The sequence below is a fragment of the Kitasatospora sp. MBT66 genome (assembly GCF_000710405.2).
Taxonomy (GTDB): domain Bacteria; phylum Actinomycetota; class Actinomycetes; order Streptomycetales; family Streptomycetaceae; genus Kitasatospora; species Kitasatospora purpeofusca.
Window position 1 is genome coordinate 553,793 of sequence record NZ_JAIY01000010.1, and the last position, 17,321, is coordinate 571,113.

16 protein-coding genes are annotated in these 17,321 nt (G+C 74.9%); 11 read left to right on the forward strand and 5 right to left on the reverse strand.

What is annotated here, in order from left to right; all coding sequences use genetic code 11:
- A partial coding sequence (locus tag BI06_RS27145; RefSeq protein WP_051741944.1) for a (2Fe-2S)-binding protein occupies window positions 1-831 on the forward strand: 831 nt, incomplete at its 5' end.
- 225 nt (window positions 832-1,056) lie between these two features.
- A complete protein-coding gene (locus BI06_RS27150; protein ID WP_030391270.1) occupies window positions 1,057-2,124 on the forward strand; it encodes a DUF2637 domain-containing protein in 1,068 nt (355 codons plus the stop codon).
- Between the two features lie 148 nt (window positions 2,125-2,272).
- Here BI06_RS27150 and BI06_RS27155 read toward each other — a convergent pair whose 3' ends face one another.
- Both BI06_RS27155 and BI06_RS27160 read right to left on the reverse strand, forming a co-directional pair.
- Window positions 2,273-4,522 carry a SpoIIE family protein phosphatase gene (locus BI06_RS27155; protein ID WP_051741945.1) on the reverse strand — a complete coding sequence of 750 codons (2,250 nt, stop codon included), beginning with the start codon at window positions 4,520-4,522 and terminating at the stop codon, window positions 2,273-2,275.
- A gap of 282 nt (window positions 4,523-4,804) precedes the next feature.
- The gene (locus BI06_RS27160; RefSeq protein ID WP_030391272.1) at window positions 4,805-5,158 is read right to left on the reverse strand and encodes an ATP-binding protein; all 354 of its coding nucleotides are present in this window, start codon (window positions 5,156-5,158) and stop codon (window positions 4,805-4,807) included.
- A 628-nt stretch (window positions 5,159-5,786) separates the two neighbouring features.
- Here BI06_RS27160 and BI06_RS27165 point away from each other — a divergent pair.
- Genes BI06_RS27165 through BI06_RS27175 form a run of 3 tightly spaced genes read left to right on the forward strand, consistent with a single transcriptional unit; the run spans window position 5,787 to window position 9,301 of the window.
- The gene (locus BI06_RS27165; RefSeq protein WP_043472238.1) at window positions 5,787-6,497 is read left to right on the forward strand and encodes an urease subunit gamma; all 711 of its coding nucleotides are present in this window, start codon (window positions 5,787-5,789) and stop codon (window positions 6,495-6,497) included.
- Entirely contained in the window at window positions 6,494-8,197 is a 1,704-nt protein-coding gene (locus BI06_RS27170) for an urease subunit alpha (protein WP_043472240.1), read from the forward strand. The genes BI06_RS27165 and BI06_RS27170 overlap by 4 nt, the downstream gene beginning before the upstream one ends.
- A gap of 60 nt (window positions 8,198-8,257) precedes the next feature.
- Window positions 8,258-9,301 (forward strand): agmatine/peptidylarginine deiminase, encoded by a 1,044-nt coding sequence (locus tag BI06_RS27175; protein WP_030391274.1) that lies wholly within the window; start codon window positions 8,258-8,260, stop codon window positions 9,299-9,301.
- Window positions 9,302-9,335: 34 nt separating this feature from the next.
- Here BI06_RS27175 and BI06_RS27180 read toward each other — a convergent pair whose 3' ends face one another.
- Window positions 9,336-9,560, reverse strand: a complete 225-nt coding sequence (locus BI06_RS27180; protein WP_043472242.1) for a hypothetical protein — start codon at window positions 9,558-9,560, stop codon at window positions 9,336-9,338.
- A 144-nt stretch (window positions 9,561-9,704) separates the two neighbouring features.
- Here BI06_RS27180 and BI06_RS27185 point away from each other — a divergent pair, with 144 nt between their 5' ends.
- On the forward strand, window positions 9,705-10,313 hold the full coding sequence (locus BI06_RS27185; RefSeq protein WP_051741946.1) for a TetR/AcrR family transcriptional regulator: 609 nt from the start codon (window positions 9,705-9,707) through the stop codon (window positions 10,311-10,313).
- Between the two features lie 15 nt (window positions 10,314-10,328).
- Here BI06_RS27185 and BI06_RS27190 read toward each other — a convergent pair whose 3' ends face one another.
- Window positions 10,329-11,975 carry a protein phosphatase 2C domain-containing protein gene (locus tag BI06_RS27190; protein ID WP_051741948.1) on the reverse strand — a complete coding sequence of 549 codons (1,647 nt, stop codon included), beginning with the start codon at window positions 11,973-11,975 and terminating at the stop codon, window positions 10,329-10,331.
- A gap of 293 nt (window positions 11,976-12,268) precedes the next feature.
- Here BI06_RS27190 and BI06_RS27195 point away from each other — a divergent pair, with 293 nt between their 5' ends.
- From BI06_RS27195 to BI06_RS27205, 3 genes are all read left to right on the forward strand, one after another.
- Window positions 12,269-12,817 carry a hypothetical protein gene (locus tag BI06_RS27195; protein ID WP_149030491.1) on the forward strand — a complete coding sequence of 183 codons (549 nt, stop codon included), beginning with the start codon at window positions 12,269-12,271 and terminating at the stop codon, window positions 12,815-12,817.
- 134 nt (window positions 12,818-12,951) lie between these two features.
- Window positions 12,952-13,632: a DUF3105 domain-containing protein gene (locus BI06_RS27200; RefSeq protein WP_030391279.1), complete on the forward strand. Its 681-nt coding sequence runs from the start codon at window positions 12,952-12,954 to the stop codon at window positions 13,630-13,632.
- A complete protein-coding gene (locus tag BI06_RS27205; RefSeq protein WP_078879557.1) occupies window positions 13,629-14,363 on the forward strand; it encodes a DUF305 domain-containing protein in 735 nt (244 codons plus the stop codon). The genes BI06_RS27200 and BI06_RS27205 overlap by 4 nt, the downstream gene beginning before the upstream one ends.
- 166 nt (window positions 14,364-14,529) lie before the next feature.
- Here BI06_RS27205 and BI06_RS27210 read toward each other — a convergent pair whose 3' ends face one another.
- Window positions 14,530-15,990: an MFS transporter gene (locus tag BI06_RS27210; protein WP_043472244.1), complete on the reverse strand. Its 1,461-nt coding sequence runs from the start codon at window positions 15,988-15,990 to the stop codon at window positions 14,530-14,532.
- A gap of 142 nt (window positions 15,991-16,132) precedes the next feature.
- Here BI06_RS27210 and BI06_RS27215 point away from each other — a divergent pair, with 142 nt between their 5' ends.
- Window positions 16,133-16,648 carry a MarR family winged helix-turn-helix transcriptional regulator gene (locus tag BI06_RS27215; RefSeq protein ID WP_082558707.1) on the forward strand — a complete coding sequence of 172 codons (516 nt, stop codon included), beginning with the start codon at window positions 16,133-16,135 and terminating at the stop codon, window positions 16,646-16,648.
- Between the two features lie 104 nt (window positions 16,649-16,752).
- Window positions 16,753-17,298, forward strand: a complete 546-nt coding sequence (locus BI06_RS27220) for a GNAT family N-acetyltransferase (RefSeq protein WP_043472246.1) — start codon at window positions 16,753-16,755, stop codon at window positions 17,296-17,298.
- The last annotated feature ends 23 nt before the right edge of the window (window positions 17,299-17,321 follow it).

Here is a 17,321-nt window from a genome sequence, read left to right on the forward strand (position 1 = left end):
GCCGCGTACCGGCGGCTCGGCCAGGTGCTCCCCGCCCTCCGGGTGCGCTGCGCCCCGCCCCGCAGCGGCCGGGGCTGGCTCGCGGGGGCCGACCTGGTGGCCCGGCCGGCGGCGCTGCGCGAGCTGATCTCGCACGACGCCCGGCAGGGCCTGGCCCGTTACGGGCGGCCGCTGCGCCCCGACGTGGCGGCGGGCATCGGGCTGCACCGGTTCGTCTGGCCGGTCGCGCTGCTGTTCACCCTGCCGTGGTTCCTGGAGCGCCGGGTGCCGCTGCTCGCGCCCGGCGACATCGCGCTCCGCCGCCGCACCGGCGAACTGACGGTCCGCCCGGGCGCCTTCCTCTGCCTGCCGGACGACCCGGCGGCCCCGAGCACAACGACCGCGCCACCCCCGCCGAGTGCCCGCACGGTGCCCGACGAGGCGGCCCTGGCCGCCGGGCTCCGCTCGGCGCTGGCGGACTTCCTCACCCCGGTGCTGGACGCCTTCCGCCCCGAGGTGCGGCGCGGCCCGCGCACCCTGTGGGCGATGGCCACCGACGCGGTGGTCGAGGGCCTCTGGTACGCCGGGGGCCTGCTCGGCGAGGAGGAGCGCGCCCGGACGGAGCTCGCCGCACTGTTCGCGCCCGGCGTGTCCGGGGCGTCCGGACCGACGGAGCCACGGGCTGCCCGCCCGGCGCCGGAGTGCGCGCCCTTCACGCCGGGCGCCGGCTTCACCGCCCCCGCGTCCGGCGGCAGCGAACGCTCCGACCGGTGCCGGGCCAGCTGCTGCCTCGTCTACACCGCCCGGGCCGAGGCGATGTGCGCCGGCTGTCCCCGGGTCACGCGGGGTTGACGGAGGCGGACGACGGTGCGGGGCCCGGCCGGGCCGCGACCCCCGGAAACACGGGAATTCCCCGTTGAAATCAATATGACAATGCGACTTATCCCTCGCCAGAAATCCCTCTCGTCAGCGCATTGACAGCGAATCAGCCATTCTCCGGCCGAGCATCCGTCATGATGGTCCCCGCCATCACGACGCAGGAATTTGCGACGCAGGAAAGCGAGGCTGGTCCAGGCGATGAAATTGTCCGACATACCGCTCGGTTGGGCCGTCACCGGCGTTGCCGCGCTGCTGGTCAGCGCGCTCCTGGTGGCCCTGGCCCGGAGCCGGGGATCCGGCGGCGGGACCGCCGCCGATTCCTGGGAGCGTTCCGAGGAACGGCGCCGCCGCAAGGAGTCCCTGTACGGCGGGGCCTCGTACACCCTGCTGTTCTGCTGCGCGGCCGTCGCCGCCGCGCTCTCCTTCCACGGCCTGGTCGGGTTCGGGGTGCAGAACCTCAACCTGTCCGGCGGCTGGGAGTACCTGGTGCCGTTCGGCCTGGACGGGGCGGCGATGTTCTGCTCCGTGCTCGCCGTGCGCGAGGCCAGCCACGGCGACGCCGCGCTCGGCTCCCGGCTGCTGGTCTGGCTGTTCGCCGGTGCCTCGGCCTGGTTCAACTGGGTGCACGCCCCGCGCGGTTTCGGCCACGCCGGCGCGCCGCAGTTCTTCGCGGGGATGTCCCTCTCGGCCGCCGTGCTGTTCGACCGGGCCCTCAAGCAGACCCGCCGGGCCGCGCTGCGCGAACAGGGCCTGGTCCCCCGTCCGCTGCCGCAGATCCGGATCGTCCGCTGGCTGCGCGCCCCGCGCGAGACCTACGCGGCCTGGTCGCTGATGCTGCTGGAGGGCGTGCGGAGCCTGGAGGAGGCGGTCGACGAGGTCCGCGAGGACAAGCGCGAGAACGCCAGGGAGAAGGAGCGCCGCAAACTCGCGGGGCGCCGCGAGCGGGCCGAGATCAGGGCCATCAACCGCACCCACAGCGTCTGGCGCCCGCGCGGCGGCGGGTCCGGGGCGTCGTCCCGGCAGCTGGAGCCCGGCCCGGAGTCCGCCATAACGGGCGGCACGGGCGGTCCCGGCGGCCCCGACCGGCCCGCGGTCGAGCCACCGGGACGGGCCGAGGCCGTGGAGGGAGCGGTCGCACAGGCGGGCCTGCCGGCCCGTCCCGAACGGCGCACCATCGACCTCACGCCCGACGACGACACCGTGGCACTGCCCCGGCTGGACTCGCTGGAACGCAAGCTGAAGGACCTCGAGCAGCAGTTCGGCTGAGGCCGGGGCCGAGGCTGACACGAGGCCGAGGCCGGCACCGAGGCCGTCGCAGGGCCCCCGGGCACCACACCCCGGGGGCCGCCCGCCCCGACGTCACACCCCCGACGTCACACCCCCGACGTCACACCTGGACGTCACACCCCGGGCGTCACTCCGCCGTCGCCACCGTGAGCTCGAACCACATCCGCTTGCCCGACCCCCGGGGCTCCACGCCCCACCCGTCGGCCAGCGCCTCGACCAGCATCAGCCCGCGCCCGGAGGAGGCCTGCTCCCCCGGCGTGCGGCGGGTCGGCCAGAGGTCCGACTCGTCCTCCACCTCGACCCGGAGCCGGGCCCGGCCGCCGTCCGCGGCCGGCTCCCGGTAGAGCCGGGCGGTGAACATCGCGTCCCGGTCGGTGTGCCGGATCGCGTTGGTGACCAGCTCGGAGGAGAGCAGCTCGGCGGTGTCGATCAGCTCGGCGACGCCCCAGCGGCGCAGCGCGTCCCGCAGCTCCGCCCGGACCTCGGCGATCCGGGCCAGGTCGGCCTGCCCGATCCGGCGGCGCAGCTGCTGGGCGGCCAGCCCGCCCTCGGGGCCGTCCCAGCGCAGCACCAGCAGCGCTATGTCGTCCTCGCGCTCGCTGTCGTCGGCGGCCTGCGAGGCGATCCGGTCGGCCAGCTCCTCCAGCGGGTCGCGGCCGGTCCGGGCGGCGTCCGCGAGCGGCTCGGCCAGCACCGAGGTGAGTCGCGCGATGCCCTCGTCGAGGTCCATCCCGCGGGCCTCGACCAGGCCGTCGGTACAGAGCAGCACCGTCTCGCCCGGGTCCAGGCTGAACCGGGTGACCCGGTACTCCTCGTCGGGGGCGATGCCGAGCGGGAGGCCGCCGGCCACCGGCACGGTGCTCGCGGTGCCGTCGGCGCGCCGCACCACCGGGTCGAGGTGGCCGGCCCGCACCGCGTACACGACGCCGTAGTCGACGTTCACCTCGGCGTAGGTGCAGGTGGCGAAGTGGTCGGTGTCCAGGTCGGCGAGGAAGCGGGAGGCCCGGGCCATCACGGCGGCGGGCGGGTGGCCCTCGGCGGCGTAGGCGCGCAGGGCGATCCGCAGCTGGCCCATGATCCCGGCGGCGTGCACGTCGTGGCCCTGGACGTCGCCGATCACCAGGCCGACGTGCCCGCCGGGCAGCGGCACCACGTCGTACCAGTCGCCGCCGATCTGGAGCCCGGAGCCGGCCGCGAGGTAGCGGACGGCGGTGGTGACCCCGGGTACGGACGGCACGGTGCGCGGCAGCATCACCCGCTGCAGGCCGGCCGCCAGCTCGTGCTCGGCGTCGTGCAGCCGGGCCCTGGCCAGGGACTGGGCGACCAGGCCGCCGAGGGTGGAGAGCAGGGTGCGCTCGTCGGCGTCCAGCTGGCGGTCGTCGTCGAAGCTGACCACGCAGACGCCGATCGCCCGGCCGCTGGCGACCAGCGGCAGGAACGCCCAGGAGCTGCGGCTGGTGCGGCGGGCCTGCTCCCAGACGTCCGGGTAGCGCTCGCGGTACTCCTCGCGGCTGGCGCAGAACACCGGGGCGCGGCCCCGCAGCGCCTCGGCGGCGGGGTGGCTCGGCGGCAGCACCGAGCGGTCGTACCCGGCCAGCTCCTCGGGCCGGTAGCCGGAGGCGCCGAGGATCTGCACCCGGCCGGCCTCGAAGGAGGCCAGCACGAGGCCGTCCGGCGGCAGGCCGGGCAGCGGCAGCTCGGTGAAGACCCGGGCCACGTCGCGCACGGTGACCGCCTCCGAGAGCGCCCGGGCGGCCTCCTTGATGAAGCGGGAGCGCTCCTCGCGCAGCAGGGCCATCCGGTCGGCGCGGTCGCGTTTGTGCAGCTCGACGGTGGCGTCCCAGACGAAGCCGACCATCCGGGAGGCCCGGCCGAAGGCGTCGGCGAGGACCCGGCCGCGGAAGCGGACGGCGCGGGTGGTGCCGTGCGGGCCGACCGTCCGGTAGTAGGCGCCGCACTGGCCGAGCTCGGCGACGGCGCGCTCGACCCGGCGGCGCACCACGGGGGCGTCCTCGGGGTGGAGCAGCGACAGGAAGGAGGCGGAGGTGCGGTCGAAGCGGCCCTTCTCGGCGGAGTCCAGGCCGACGATGGTGCAGGCCCGCTGGTCACCCTCGAGGATGTCGCGGCGGATGTCCCAGTCGAAGGAGCCGATGCCGTTGGCCGCCATCGCCGGCTCCAGCCAGTCCGGCGTGGAGTCGCCCGGGGAGAGCGGCAGGCCGCCGGAGAGCATCGGCGCGAGCCGGCCGGCGGCGAGGCCGGGAGCGGTGCGCAGCGCGTGCCGCCGGGCCGCCTGCGCGGGGGGCCTGGCTCGTCCGGAGCCGGTCGTGGGTGGACCGGACGGGAGGGCCGGCCCCGGTGACTCGGGCTCTGTGGGCATGCTGCTCCTGCCGCTGCCGTGGCGGACCGCGCCGACCGTCCGGACGGGCCGCGTGGCGGTGTGATGGGTGGTGCTCGACGGTCGCGCGCCGACGGGCGGTCATCGGTCGAGACGGTAGGAGTTTCCCGCCGCTTCTCGCTCGTGGGCACACATTCCCACCATCCTGGCCAATGTTCGGCCGAGCGGCAATGGCAACGGGCCGGAAATCTTGCCGATCGCCTTCACCTACGGGCATCGTTCGGTGACGAACAGTGCTCGTGCGACAAACGGTGGGCCGGGAACTCAGAGTTCGGCGGTGGCGAGTTCGAACCAGGTGACCTTGCCGTCGCCGCGCAGCTGCACGCCCCAGGAGTCGGCGAGCGCCTCGACCAGCATCAGCCCCCGGCCGGAGGTGGCGTACTCCGCGTCCGGGTCGCGCCGGCGGCCGGGGAGTCCGGCTTCGCCGTCCTGGACCTCGATCCGCAGCCGCTGGTCGCCGGTGAGCACCGCGTCGAAGACCGCTCCCCGGCCGGTGTGCTGCAGCGCGTTGGTGACCAGCTCGGAGGTGAGCAGCTCGGCCGTGTCGGCCAGCTCGGGCACGCCCCAGTGGCCGAGCGCGGCGCGCAGCCGGTGGCGGACCGCGCCGACGGCGACCATGTCGGCGGCCTCCAGTGCCAGGTGGAGCCGGCGGTTCAGCGCGCACCCCGGCGCCGGTACGCCCGGCCGGGCGACGCCTGCCGCGCTTGCTGTGACCGCCGGAGCGCCCTGGCCGGTTCCGGTGATCCGGAAGGCGCCCCCCGAACTCGTACGCTGCCGCGGGAATCGCGACTGACCGTCCATCACCCCTGCCCCCACCCTCGCTCCGGGCCGCCGATCCGGGCCCCCGCCGGTCGGTCGGCCCCTTTGGTACTGACCAATCTTCGTCATGCCCACCTTTCGGCATTTGGAACAGTGCGCGGGCGATCACCTGGGGTGAAAGGGGCACGAGGCGGTTCGCGTGATCCAGCCGCCCCCGCCGGACAGGTTTGCGAAGCGTACGGGCGGCTTCCGGGCCCCGGAGGGCGTTCGGGGACCGGCGCGGGCCCCCGACCTGGCACGGCGCGAGCCCCCGGCCCCGGCCGCGCGGGCCGCCCGCCCCGGGGGCGACCGGACGCGTCCCGTGTGCCGAAAGGCGCGCGAGCAGCAAGGCTGGACAGGGCGGACGGCTCCGGGTTCAATGGCCGGAGGTGTTTGAACGCCGTTCTAAAAGCCCTCACCCTCTCCTGGCGACCGCGAGCGAGGAACCGTGCGACTGACCCCCACCGAGCGGGACCGGCTGCTGATCTTCACGGCAGCCGAGCTGGCCCGCGCCCGCCGCGCCCGAGGCGTGCGGCTCAACATCCCCGAGGCGACCGCGCTCATCGCCGACGCCGTCTGCGAGGCCGCCCGCGACGGCCGGCGCCTCGCCGAGGCCGTCGAGGCGGGCCGCTCCGTGCTCACCGCCGACGACGTGCTGCCCGGCGTGCCGGACGTGGTCACCGTGGTCCAGGTCGAGGCGGTCTTCGACGACGGAACCCGCCTGGCCGTGGTCGACGACCCGTTCCGCGGCGCCGGCTCGCTCGGCGAGGACGCCCCCGGCGGCGCCCTGCCCGGTGACGGCGCCGGCTACGACCCGGTCGAGGAGACCGTCGTCCTCCCCGTCCACAACACCTCCGGCGTCCCGATCTCCGTCACCTCGCACTTCCACTTCTTCGAGGCCAACCCCCGGCTGGCCTTCGACCGCGCCGCCGCCTACGGCACCCACCTCGCCGTCCCGGCCGGCTCCTCGGTGCGCTTCGACCCGGGCAGCACCGTCGAGGTCGGCCTGGTGCCGATCGGCGGCGCACGGGTCGCGATCGGCTTCGCCGGGCTGGTCGACGGCCCGCTCGACGCCCCGGGCGCCAAGGAGTCCGCCCTCGCGAAGGCCCGCGCCACCGGCTACCTGACCGGCTTCGACGACGCGGAGGTGGAGTCATGACGTCCATCACCCCGCACGACTACATCTCCGTGCACGGCCCGCGCGCCGGCGACCGGGTCCGCCTCGGCGACTCCGGTCTTGTCGTCCGGGTCGAGTCGGACTCCCAGCGGCCCGGCGACGAGTTCCTGGCCGGATTCGGCAAGACCGCCCGCGACGGCCTGCACCTCAAGCCCGCCGCCGTCCGCGACACCTGCGACGTGGTGATCAGCAACGTGCTGGTGATCGACGCGGTCCAGGGCGTCCGCAAGACCTCGATCGGCCTCGTCGGCGGCCGGATCGCCTCGATCGGCCGGGCCGGGAACCCCGACACCCTGGACGGCGTGGACGTCGTGGTCGGCACCGGCACCACGATCGTCTCCGGCGAGGGCCTGATCGCCACCGCCGGCGCCATCGACACCCACGTCCACCTGCTCTCGCCGCGGATCATGGAGGCCTCGCTCGCCTCCGGCGTCACCACGATCATCGGCCAGGAGTTCGGCCCGGTCTGGGGCGTCGGCGTCAACTCGCCCTGGGCGCTGCGGCACGCCTTCAACGCCTTCGACGCCTGGCCGGTCAACATCGGCTTCCTCGCCCGCGGCTCCTCCTCCGACGAGGCCCCGCTGATCGAGGCCCTCGCCGAGGGCGGCGCGTCCGGCTTCAAGGTGCACGAGGACATGGGCGCGCACACCCGCGCGCTGGACACCGCGCTGCGGGTGGCCGAGGAGTACGACGTCCAGGTCGCCCTGCACACCGACGGCCTCAACGAGTGCCTGTCCGTCGAGGACACCCTCAGGGTGCTCGACGGCCGGACCGTCCACGCCTTCCACATCGAGGGCTGCGGCGGCGGCCACGTCCCCAATGTGCTGAAGATGGCGGGCGTGCCGAACGTCATCGGCTCCTCCACCAACCCCACCCTGCCCTTCGGCCGGGACGCCCTGGGCGAGCACTTCGGCATGATCGTCTCCGCCCACGACCTCAAGACCGACCTGCCCGGCGACGCCGCGATGGCCCGCGACCGGATCCGGGCCGGCACCATGGGCGCCGAGGACGTCCTGCACGACCTGGGCGTCATCGGCATCACCTCCTCCGACGCCCAGGGCATGGGCCGGGCCGGCGAGACCGTGCGCCGCACCTTCGCCCTGGCCGGGAAGATGAAGGCCGAACTCGGCCCGATGGAGGGCGACGGCCCCGAGGACGACAACCAGCGGGTGCTGCGCTACATCGCCAAGCTCACCATCAACCCGGCCGTCGCCCACGGCCTCTCCCACGAGGTCGGCTCGATCGAGACCGGCAAGCTCGCCGACATCGTGCTCTGGCGCCCCGACCACTTCGGCGCCAAGCCGCAGCTGGTCCTCAAGGCCGGCTTCCCCGCCTACGGCGTGGTCGGCGACCCCAACGCCTCCACCGACCGCTGCGAACCCCTCGTGCTGGGACCGCAGTTCGGTGCCCACGGTGCCACCGCCGCCGACCTCTCGGTCGCCTTCGTGGCCCGGGCGGCCGCCGACGGCGCCTACCTGGACCGCGCCGCCGACGGCCTGCCCACCCGGCGCCGCCGCGTCGGCGTCCGCAACACCCGCGGCATCGGCCCGCGCGACATGGTGCGCAACGCCCGGACCGGACAGGTCGAGGTCACAGAGACCGGCCTGGTCTCGCTCGACGGCGACCCGCTGCGCTCCGAACCGGCCGACAGCGTCTCGCTCAGCCGCCTCTACTTCCTCTGACCCGCACCCCCGACCACTACTCCCCCGTACCACTCACCCGCTTCACCGAAGGACCTCGCGATGACCACCCCCGCCCCCGCCTCGCTCGGCTACCGGATGCCCGCCGAGTGGCACCCGCACGACCGGACCTGGATGGCCTTCCCCACCAGCAACCCGACCTTCGACACCCCGGAGAACCTGCACACCGGCCGCGAGGCCTGGGCCGCCGTCGCCAACACGATCGTCCGGTACGAGCCGGTCACCCTGGTGGTCAACACCGGTGAGACCGCGGAGGCCCGCAAGTACGTCTCCGAGCAGGTCGAGATCGTCGAGCGCCCGCTGGACGACGCCTGGATGCGCGACATCGGCCCGTCCTTCCTGATCGACGGCGAGGGCGGGCTGGCCGCCACCGACTGGATCTTCAACGGCTGGGGCGCCCAGGGCTGGGCCCGCTGGGACAAGGACCAGCACATCGCCGAGCACATCACCGAGCTGACCGGCGTCCGCCGCTTCGCCTCCCGGCTGATCAACGAGGGCGGCGGCATCCACGTCGACGGCGAGGGCACCGTGCTCGTCACCGACACCGTCCAGCTCGGCGAGGGCCGGAACTCCGACTGGACCCGCGAGGAGGTCGAGGCCGAGCTGCACGCCTTCCTCGGCACCACCAAGGCGATCTGGCTGCCGCGCGGACTTACCCGCGACTACGACGAGTTCGGCACCCGCGGCCACATCGACATCGTCGCCTCCTTCGTCCGCCCCGGCGTCGTCGTCGCCCACGTCCAGCCGGACCCGGCGCACCCCGACCACGCGGTGTGCCAGGAGCTGGTGGCGATCCTGCGGGCCTCCACCGACGCCCGGGGCCGCGCGCTGGAGGTCGTCGAACTCCCCGCCCCGACCGTCCTGCTGGACGAGGACGGCGAGCCGGTCGACTACTCCTACATCAACCACTACGTCGCCAACGGCGCCGTGGTGCTGTGCGCCTTCGACGACCCGCGCGACCAGGAGGCCGCCGCGATCCTCGCCGAGGCCTACCCCGGCCGCACGGTCGAACTGGTCGACGCCCGCGAGATCTTCGCCAACGGCGGCGGCATCCACTGCATCACCCAGCAGCAGCCGAAGGCCTGATCCGGCCGGGCCGTACCACCGGTGGGGCCCGGCCCTACCGGTGGTACCTGCCCAGGTCGTCGGTGGTGCGGCCGTGGGTACTGTGCATCGCGATGGAGCTGTAGGAGGAGCGCAGGGCCCGCAGCTGGGCGAGGCGCTCCTGCTCGGCGAGCAGCCCGTCGACGTTCTCGGTCGGGCCGCCGCGGCGCCGGTGCAAGAACACCGCCAGACCGGCCACCAGGGCGGCGAAACCGGCGAACAGGAGGACCAGTGCGACCATCGGGCCACCTCCTCGGATCGGGGAACACCCGACTGGTACGTACCCGGACGACTGGGAGGTCGAACCGGCCGGGCTCCCGCTCCGTGGCCCGCCGGGCACGGTGGGTATCGTGAAGGCACCTTGAACCCCGGAGGAGCAGCACCGATGGCCGACGCCCGCCCGCGCCGACCGGCCCGCCCGCGCGAGGAGGTCTTCGCCACCGCCCGCGCCGCGATCGCCGAGCACGGGCTGGCCGGCCTCACCATGGCCGGCCTCGGCAAGAAGCTCCAGATGAGTGCGGGCCACCTGCTCTACTACTTCGGCAGCAAGGACCAGCTGCTGCTGGAGACCCTCCGCTGGAGCGAGGAGCAGCTCGGCGCCCGCCGCCGGGAGATGCTCGCCGACGGCGCCCGCGACGTCCGGGGGCGGCTGGACGAGTACACCGCGCTGTACCTGCCGGAGGGCCCCGGGGACCCGCGCTGGATCCTCTGGGTCGAGGTGTGGGGCCGCTCCCCCGCCAGCGAGGAGCTGCGGCAGGGACAGCTGGAGATCGAGGGCCCCTGGCAGGCCGACCTGGTCGCCCTGATCGAGGAGGGCACCGCCGTCGGCCGCTTCGGCCCCGGCGACGCCACCGAACGCGCCGTCCAGATCCGCGCCCTGCTGGACGGCCTCGCCGTCCCGATCGCCCTCGGCCTCACCGGAGCACGCCGGAGCCGCGCGCTCCACCTCGCCGGGTCCGCCTGCGGCACCCTGCTGGCCGCCGCACCCGCCTGAGCGGACCGGGTCCGGCTACTCGGTCCAGATCGCGGCGGCGGTCCGGTCGTCGGTGTAGCCCTTGGCGCGGACCTGGACCTGGCGGAGGAAGTCCACGGTGCCCGGCGGGTGCGGGTGCGCCCAATGCGAGGCCAGGAAGTGCGCGACGGCGGGCTCGTCCGCGACCGGGCGGGCCAGCCCCGGGGTACAGAGCAGCAGGATGTCCCCCGGGGTCGCCGGGACCATCCGGAAGCGGAACGGGCGCGGGCCCGGCACCGGGGACTCCGGCACCGGCGGCTGGCCGTCGGGGTGGTGCAGCAGCCGGGCCGCGTACGCGTCGATCCAGTGGCCGGAGCGCAGCAGGTACAGCCCGCCCGGGCCGACCCCGAACGCCGCCCGGTACCCGGCCTCCGGGTCCAGCGAGGCCAGCAGGCAGTGCAGCGAGGCGGGGGACGGCTCCTCCTCCGCCTCGGCCGCCGCCCGGTCCTCAGCACCGTCCGATGTGCCGACCGGGCTGAGTGCGCGGAGCGGGGCGACGGCGCTGAGCGCGAGCCGCTGGAGGCCGTAGCGGAGGCGGTCGCGGGCGCCGTCGCGCAGGTCCGCGGCGAGTCCCTCGCGGCTGCGGCCGACCGCGGCCGCGAGCTGGCGGCAGGCCTCGGCACTCGCGGTGGCGACCAGGTCGGCGGCCGGACCTGAGTGGTCGAACCCGCCGAGCACCGCGAGCAGCAGCCCGTCCGCGCCCTCGCCGAACCGGGTGACCAGCAGCGAGTCCCGCCGGGGTTCGCCGCGGTAGCGGGCGGAGTCGCCGCGGACGGAGACCGCCCGCAGGGTGGTGGCGGCGTACTGGGCGCCCTCCAGCACGGTGTCGGCGACGATGCCGCCCAGCGCGCCGGGGTCCGCCTCGGGGACGGCGGTCGGTTCGGGGCCGTACGTGGGCGGGCGTTCGCCGACGTGCGGCACGGCGGGCGCAGACGCGGCCCCCCCGGGGCGGGGGTCGGGCCGGGGGGCGGGCGGCGCGGGCGCGGGTTCGGGCGCGGAGGCTTCGGGCGCGGAGGCTTCGGGCGCGGGAACGGGAGCTTCGGGCTCAGGAGCAGGCTCGGGTTCAGGAGCAGGCTCGGGTTCAGGAGCAGGCTCGGGAGCAGCGGCTACCTCGGCCAACGGCTCAACCGGCTCCGGGGCAGGCTCGGGCACGGAATCCGGCTTGGCCCGGGGCTCGGGCACCCGGGGCGCCGGTTCTGCGTCCACGGCCACCTCCACGGCCTCCGGCAGCTCGGCCAGGGCCGCGGGTCCCGCGTCCGCCCAGGCGGGAGCGGGGAAGCGGCGGGTGTCGTCGGCGCCCGGAGCCTCGTCCGCCGGGTGCTGCGGAGCGATCACGCCGACGGCGGTGTCGAACCAGTCGTCGATGCTGTCCCGTTCCAGCACCTTCTGGTCGGCCCGCACCGGCTCGGGCTCCCCGGCTGCCCCGGCCTCCCCGGAGTCCCCTGCCGCCGCAGCCTCCCCGTCCCCGCCCCGCTGCTGCCCGATGAGTCCCGCCGCCGTCTCGAACCAGTCGTCGACACTGCCCTCCCCCGGTCCGGCGTCCGGGGTGTCGGGGAGGGTGCCGGCCGGTCCCGCGTAGACCGTGTCCCACCAGCCGTCGTCCGGCCGGAGCTGCTGCTGCGCGGGTGCACCCTGTTCGGTCATCTGGCGGCTCCTGGTCACTGCTGCTCGTCGCTCGCTGCTTCTGACGCCGCCCCCGGGCGGGCTCGACGTCATTGTCCCCAAGTGCAACGACGCTGTCCGGGTTTCGGCGACAACCACGCACACATCGGCCGATACCGATCACCGCGTTCGGCGCCCGTTTCGCTTCCGTTCCTCCCGCAGTCGACCGAACCGCCCGGACCAGGGCGTTTCCGGGGTATTCAGGCGGCTCCGCGCCCGAAAATGAGAACCGGGGAGGGGGCTCGCTTCACCCGTTCGGCTGATTAAATGTGCGCATGACCGCGTCGGCCCCCAGCACACCCCGGCCGGGGAGGGCCGCTCTCGCGGTCCGCCCGGTGGGCGTGCTGTGGATCCTGCTGCTGGTCGGGCTGCTGACGGCGCTGCCGTGCGCGGCGCACGCCAAGGCGGCCACGGCCGAGCGATCCGGCTCCCCGGTGACCGTTCCGGCCGACCCCCCGGTGGGGCCGCCGACCGGACTCGGCGCCGTTCCCCGGGCCGACGCACCCCCGTACCTCCTCGGCACCGCCGCCACCGGTCCGGCCACCACGCCGCAGACCCTCGCCGACCGCCTCCGCGCGGAGAGCCACCGGCACTGGACCTGGTGCTCGGTCGACGGCGACCCGCCGCACCGCAACAGCGGCTGTTCCGGCCACCCGTACTGCGCCCAGGACGCCCAGCTCCCCAACCCGCCGCCGCAGCAGCAACCCGCCGCGGCACTCCGGCCGGAGACCGCCGAGGCGCCGCCCCGGGTGGCGCCGGCCGGGCTGCTGGTCGGGCCGCACCCCGTACCCGACCTGCACGAACTCCAAGTACAACGGTCCTGAGCGGAACCCGCCGCCGGCCCCGGCCCTCCCCCGCCGCCCAACACGCGCCGGGAGGGCGGGACCGACGGATCCGCCCCCTCCCACCACCTCTTCAGACCGCCGTGCCCGATGCGCGGTGGGGACAAGGACATCTCATGGGTTCCGCCTCCAAGCAGTCGAACAAGGCCCAGGGCAACAAGCCGAGCGCCAAGCAGGCGAGCAACGACCGCCGCGCCCGGATCGCCGAGCTGCGCGCCGCCGAGCAGCGCCGCGACCGCCGCAACAAGATCATCGCGGGCTCGGTCGCGGGTGTCCTGGTGATCGCCGCGATAGCCACCGGCACCTGGATCGTGGTCGACGCCAACAAGGACAAGAAGGCCAAGGCCGCCGCTGCCGCCGCCCCGATCGACGGCGTCCAGACCTTCGGCGACCTGAGCCGCAACCACGTCAAGGAGAAGGTCACCTACCCGCAGACCCCGCCGGTCGGCGGTGACCACAACGCGGTCTGGCTGGACTGCATGGGCACCGTCTACGACCAGCCGGTCGAGAACGAGCGCGCCGTCCACTCGCTGGAGCACGGCGCGGTCTGGGTGACCTACAACGGCAAGGCCACCCCCGACGACATCAAGACCCTCTCGGACAAGGTGAAGGCCACCCCGTACTCGCTGATGAGCCCGTACCCGGACGAGAAGGGCACCATCACCCTGAACGCCTGGTCGACCCAGCTCGTCGTGGACAGCGCCAGCGACCCCCGGGTGAACCAGTTCTTCACCAAGTACGTCCAGGGCAAGCAGACCCAGGAGCCGGGCGCCTCCTGCTCGATGGGGCAGATGTGACCGCCGCCGAGGCGAACGGCCACGAGACGGACGGCCACGAGGACGCGGTCCCGGACGCCGCTCCGGCGGCCTCGCGCCGACGGATCTGGTGGCCGGCCGCGCTGGCCGCCGCGCTCGCCCTCGCGCTCGGGGTGCCGGCCCTGGTGGCGGGCGGGACGTCGGCCTCCGGCACCTCCTCGCTCAGCGTGCCGGCCGACGACTCCCCGGAGGCCGGGTTCGCCCGCGACATGGCGACCCACCACCAGCAGGCGGTGGACCTGTCGTTCATCGTCCGGGACCGCACCACGGACGAGCCCACCCGCACGCTGGCCTTCGACATCATCAACACCCAGGCCAACCAGCGCGGGATGATGATGGGCTGGCTCGACCAGTGGGGGCTCACCCAGCACTCCCCGGCCAAGCCGATGGCCTGGATGGCGATGGGCGGGCACGGGCACGGCGCCGACTACCAGGCGCACGACGGTTCGCTGATGCCCGGCATGGCCACCAACACCCAGCTCGCCAAGCTCCGCTCGCTGAGCGGGCGGGAGGCCGAGGTGTTCTACCTGCAGCTGATGCTGGAGCACCACAAGGGCGGGGTGGAGATGGCCCAGGGCTATGTCGACATGGCGCACAACGAGTCGGAGAAGCGGCTCGCGCAGTCGATGGTGATCGGCCAGACCTCGGAGATCGGCCTGATCACCGACATGCTCAAGGATCGCGGCGCCGCCCCGGGCGTGCCCGCCTCCTGAGCCGCCCGGCGGTTCAGCGGCACAACGACACAGCGGCACAGCGACACGGCACTATCCGCACCGCGGCACAGCACGGCCGGGGCGGTGGACGGGACTCCCGTCCACCGCCCCGGCCGTTGCCGTGTCCGGACCCGCGCCCCCGTGCCGTCCCTGCCCGGAGCGCCGCTCAGCGCCGCCGCACCGGCCGGGAGAGCAGGACGGCGAGGCCCGCGACGACGGCGAGCGCCAGCAGGACCGCGCGCCCGCCCACCGCCGGGCCGGCCAGGTGGACGCCGAGCACCGGCAGCGCGGTGCCGAGCGCCGTACCGAGGCTGCGGGCCATGTTGACCATGCCGCCGCCGACCGCCGAGCACTCCGCCGGGATCGCCCGCATCACCAGCGCGTTGTTGGCCGGCAGCAGCAGGCCGAGACCGCCGCCGAGCACCAGCAGCGGGCCCGCCAGCAGCACCGCGGGCGCGCCCAGGGCGGGCAGCAGCGCGCAGCCGAGCAGTCCGGCCCCGGCGAGGGCCGCGCCGCAGCGGCAGCGGGCGACGTCGGACCAGCCGCGCGGCAGCAGCCCGCCGCCGACCGTGGCGGCCACCGCGAACGCGGCCGGGAGCACGGTGATCACCAGGCCGGAGCGCGCGGTCGGGAGCCCCGCCTCGGCGAGCAGCACCGGGCCGAGGACCAGCGGGCAGAACAGCAGCAGGTAGCCGATCAGCGCGACCGCGAGGCCGGGGCGGACACCGGGGGTGTTGACCAGGCCGGGAGCGAGGATCGGCCGGGTGGCGCGGCGCTCCTGGCGGACCAGTGCGAGCGCGCACAGCACGGCGGCGGCCAGCAGGGCGGCGACCGCCCACGCGGGCAGCGGCAGGCCGGAGGCGGCGGAGAGGGCGAGCAGCAGCGCGGTGGTGGAGCCGCCGAGCAGCAGCAGGCCGGCCAGGTCGAAGCGCCCGCCGTCCGGCTCCGGGCCGACGACGGGTCCGGCGGCGGCACGCGGGAGCGCCGGTGCGGCCTCGGGCCTGGTCCGGGGCAGCAGGAACCACCCGGCCACGATGCCCACCACGGCGACCGGCACATTGATCCAGAACACCCAGCGCCAGGAGGCGTGCGCCACCAGCAGCCCACCGAGGCTGGGGCCCAGCGCCAGGCCGAGGCCCTGCGCGGCGGCCTGCACCCCGAGCGCCCGGCGCATCGCGTGCCCGGGGACACCGCGCGCGACCAGGGCGACGCTGTTGGCCTGCATCATCGCGCCGCCCACGGCCTGGACCGCCCGGCAGGCGACCAGGGTGCCGAGGCCGCCGGCGAACCCGGCCCCGAGCGAGGCCAGCCCGAAGACGGCGAACCCGCCCAGGTACATGGTCTTCCGGCCGACCAGGTCGGACAGCCGGCCGATCGGCGCCAGCAGTGCGACCAGGACCAGCAGGTACGCGAGGGCGACCCACTCGACGGCCGCGAACCCGGCGTCGAACCGGTGCTGGAGCGCCGGGTAGACGAGCGCGGTGACGCTGGCCGTCAGCTGGCCGAGGAACGCCCCCAGGCAGACCGTCCCGACGGCGAGCCAGTGGGCGTACCGGCGGCCGGCTATGCCGCGCGGTCGGGGGCGCTCGGCGAGCAGCCGGGCGGTGAGCGTCGACGCGGCGTTCATACTGCGAAATATATCGGATGCAGATATGTTCGTTCTACGATTTATTCTGGATGCGACCGGTCCGTTACCCAGCGGGACCGGTCGCCCCCGACCGGTCCGCGGCCGTCAAAGGGCACCGGTACCAGGCGCTACGCTGTCGGCCATGCCGTCGTCACCGTCCGTTCCCGAATCCACCGCAGGCCCGCAGGACATCGAGCCGCAGGACACGGAGCCGACGACGATCGAACGCGCCCGCCGACTCACCGACGCCGTCACCCGGCTCCGCCGCGCCCTGCGCAGCAGCATCCGGACCGACTACCCGTGGGAGTCCCTGCCGATGGCGCAGGTCGAGCTCCTCCAGACCCTCGCCGCCGCCCCGCTCCGGGTCGGCGAACTGGCCGCCCGGCAGCGGCTCGCCCCGAACACCGTGAGCGGACTGGTCGGCAAGCTGCTGGAGGCCGGCTTCGTCGACCGCCAGGCCGACCCCGGGGACCGCCGCACCGCCCGGATCGCGCTCACCCCGGCCGGGCGCCGCCAGCTCGACGACTGGCAGCGCGCCCACGAGCGCCGGATCGCGGGCGCCCTCGACACCCTCTCCACCGCCGACCGCGACGCCGTGATGCACGCGCTGCCCGCCCTGGAGAACCTCGCCCACGCCCTCGCCGAGCCCCCGGCCTGAAGCCGGCCCGAGCCCGCATGAGCCTGGCCCGAGCCCGGCCCGAGCCTCGCCCGAGCTGCGAAAACCGTTACCGCCCCCACCGACGGGGCCACTATCGTCCGGCCATGGACGCCCCCGCGCTGCGAATCGAACCCTGGACCGACGCCGATCTCGCCCTGCTGCGGTTGATCAACACCCCGGAGATGCGCCGGCACGTCGGCGGTCCGGAGAGCGAGGAGCGAATGCTCCACCGCCACCGCCGCTACCTCGACTTCGTCCCCTCCGGGATCGGCTGCATGTACCGCGTGGTGCTGGAGACCGAGGACGTGCCCGGCGGGGTGTCCCGGGCGGTGGATGTCGGCAGTGTCGGCTACGCCGAGCGCGCCTGGCAGGGCGGCACCGTCTACGAGATGGGCTGGAACGTGCTCGCGCCCTACCGGGGCCGGGGCATCGCCGCCGCCGCGGCGCGGGCCGCCGTCGAGGCCGCCGCCCGCACCGCGTGCCACCGCCACCTGCACGCCTTCCCCTCGGTGGACCACCCCGCCTCCAACGCCGTCTGCCGCAGGGCCGGCTTCACCCTGGTCGGCGAGACCGACTTCGAGTTCCCGCCCGGTCGCTGGATGCGCAGCAACGACTGGCGGGTGGACCTCGGCGCGCTCACGGGCGCCTGACCCGCACCGGCGGGAACCGGGAG

Excerpts from the sequence above, each read along its gene's own strand:
- BI06_RS27150 (WP_030391270.1), top strand. The coding sequence starts at position 1,057 with ATGAAATTGTCCGACATACCGCTCGGTTGGGCCGTCACCGGCGTTGCC.
- BI06_RS27155 (WP_051741945.1), bottom strand. The coding sequence starts at position 4,522 with ATGCCCACAGAGCCCGAGTCACCGGGGCCGGCCCTCCCGTCCGGTCCA.
- BI06_RS27160 (WP_030391272.1), bottom strand. The coding sequence starts at position 5,158 with ATGGTCGCCGTCGGCGCGGTCCGCCACCGGCTGCGCGCCGCGCTCGGC.
- BI06_RS27170 (WP_043472240.1), top strand. The coding sequence starts at position 6,494 with ATGACGTCCATCACCCCGCACGACTACATCTCCGTGCACGGCCCGCGC.
- BI06_RS27175 (WP_030391274.1), top strand. The coding sequence starts at position 8,258 with ATGACCACCCCCGCCCCCGCCTCGCTCGGCTACCGGATGCCCGCCGAG.
- BI06_RS27180 (WP_043472242.1), bottom strand. The coding sequence starts at position 9,560 with ATGGTCGCACTGGTCCTCCTGTTCGCCGGTTTCGCCGCCCTGGTGGCC.
- BI06_RS27185 (WP_051741946.1), top strand. The coding sequence starts at position 9,705 with ATGGCCGACGCCCGCCCGCGCCGACCGGCCCGCCCGCGCGAGGAGGTC.
- BI06_RS27190 (WP_051741948.1), bottom strand. The coding sequence starts at position 11,975 with ATGACCGAACAGGGTGCACCCGCGCAGCAGCAGCTCCGGCCGGACGAC.
- BI06_RS27195 (WP_149030491.1), top strand. The coding sequence starts at position 12,269 with ATGACCGCGTCGGCCCCCAGCACACCCCGGCCGGGGAGGGCCGCTCTC.
- BI06_RS27200 (WP_030391279.1), top strand. The coding sequence starts at position 12,952 with ATGGGTTCCGCCTCCAAGCAGTCGAACAAGGCCCAGGGCAACAAGCCG.
- BI06_RS27210 (WP_043472244.1), bottom strand. The coding sequence starts at position 15,990 with ATGAACGCCGCGTCGACGCTCACCGCCCGGCTGCTCGCCGAGCGCCCC.
- BI06_RS27215 (WP_082558707.1), top strand. The coding sequence starts at position 16,133 with ATGCCGTCGTCACCGTCCGTTCCCGAATCCACCGCAGGCCCGCAGGAC.
- BI06_RS27220 (WP_043472246.1), top strand. The coding sequence starts at position 16,753 with ATGGACGCCCCCGCGCTGCGAATCGAACCCTGGACCGACGCCGATCTC.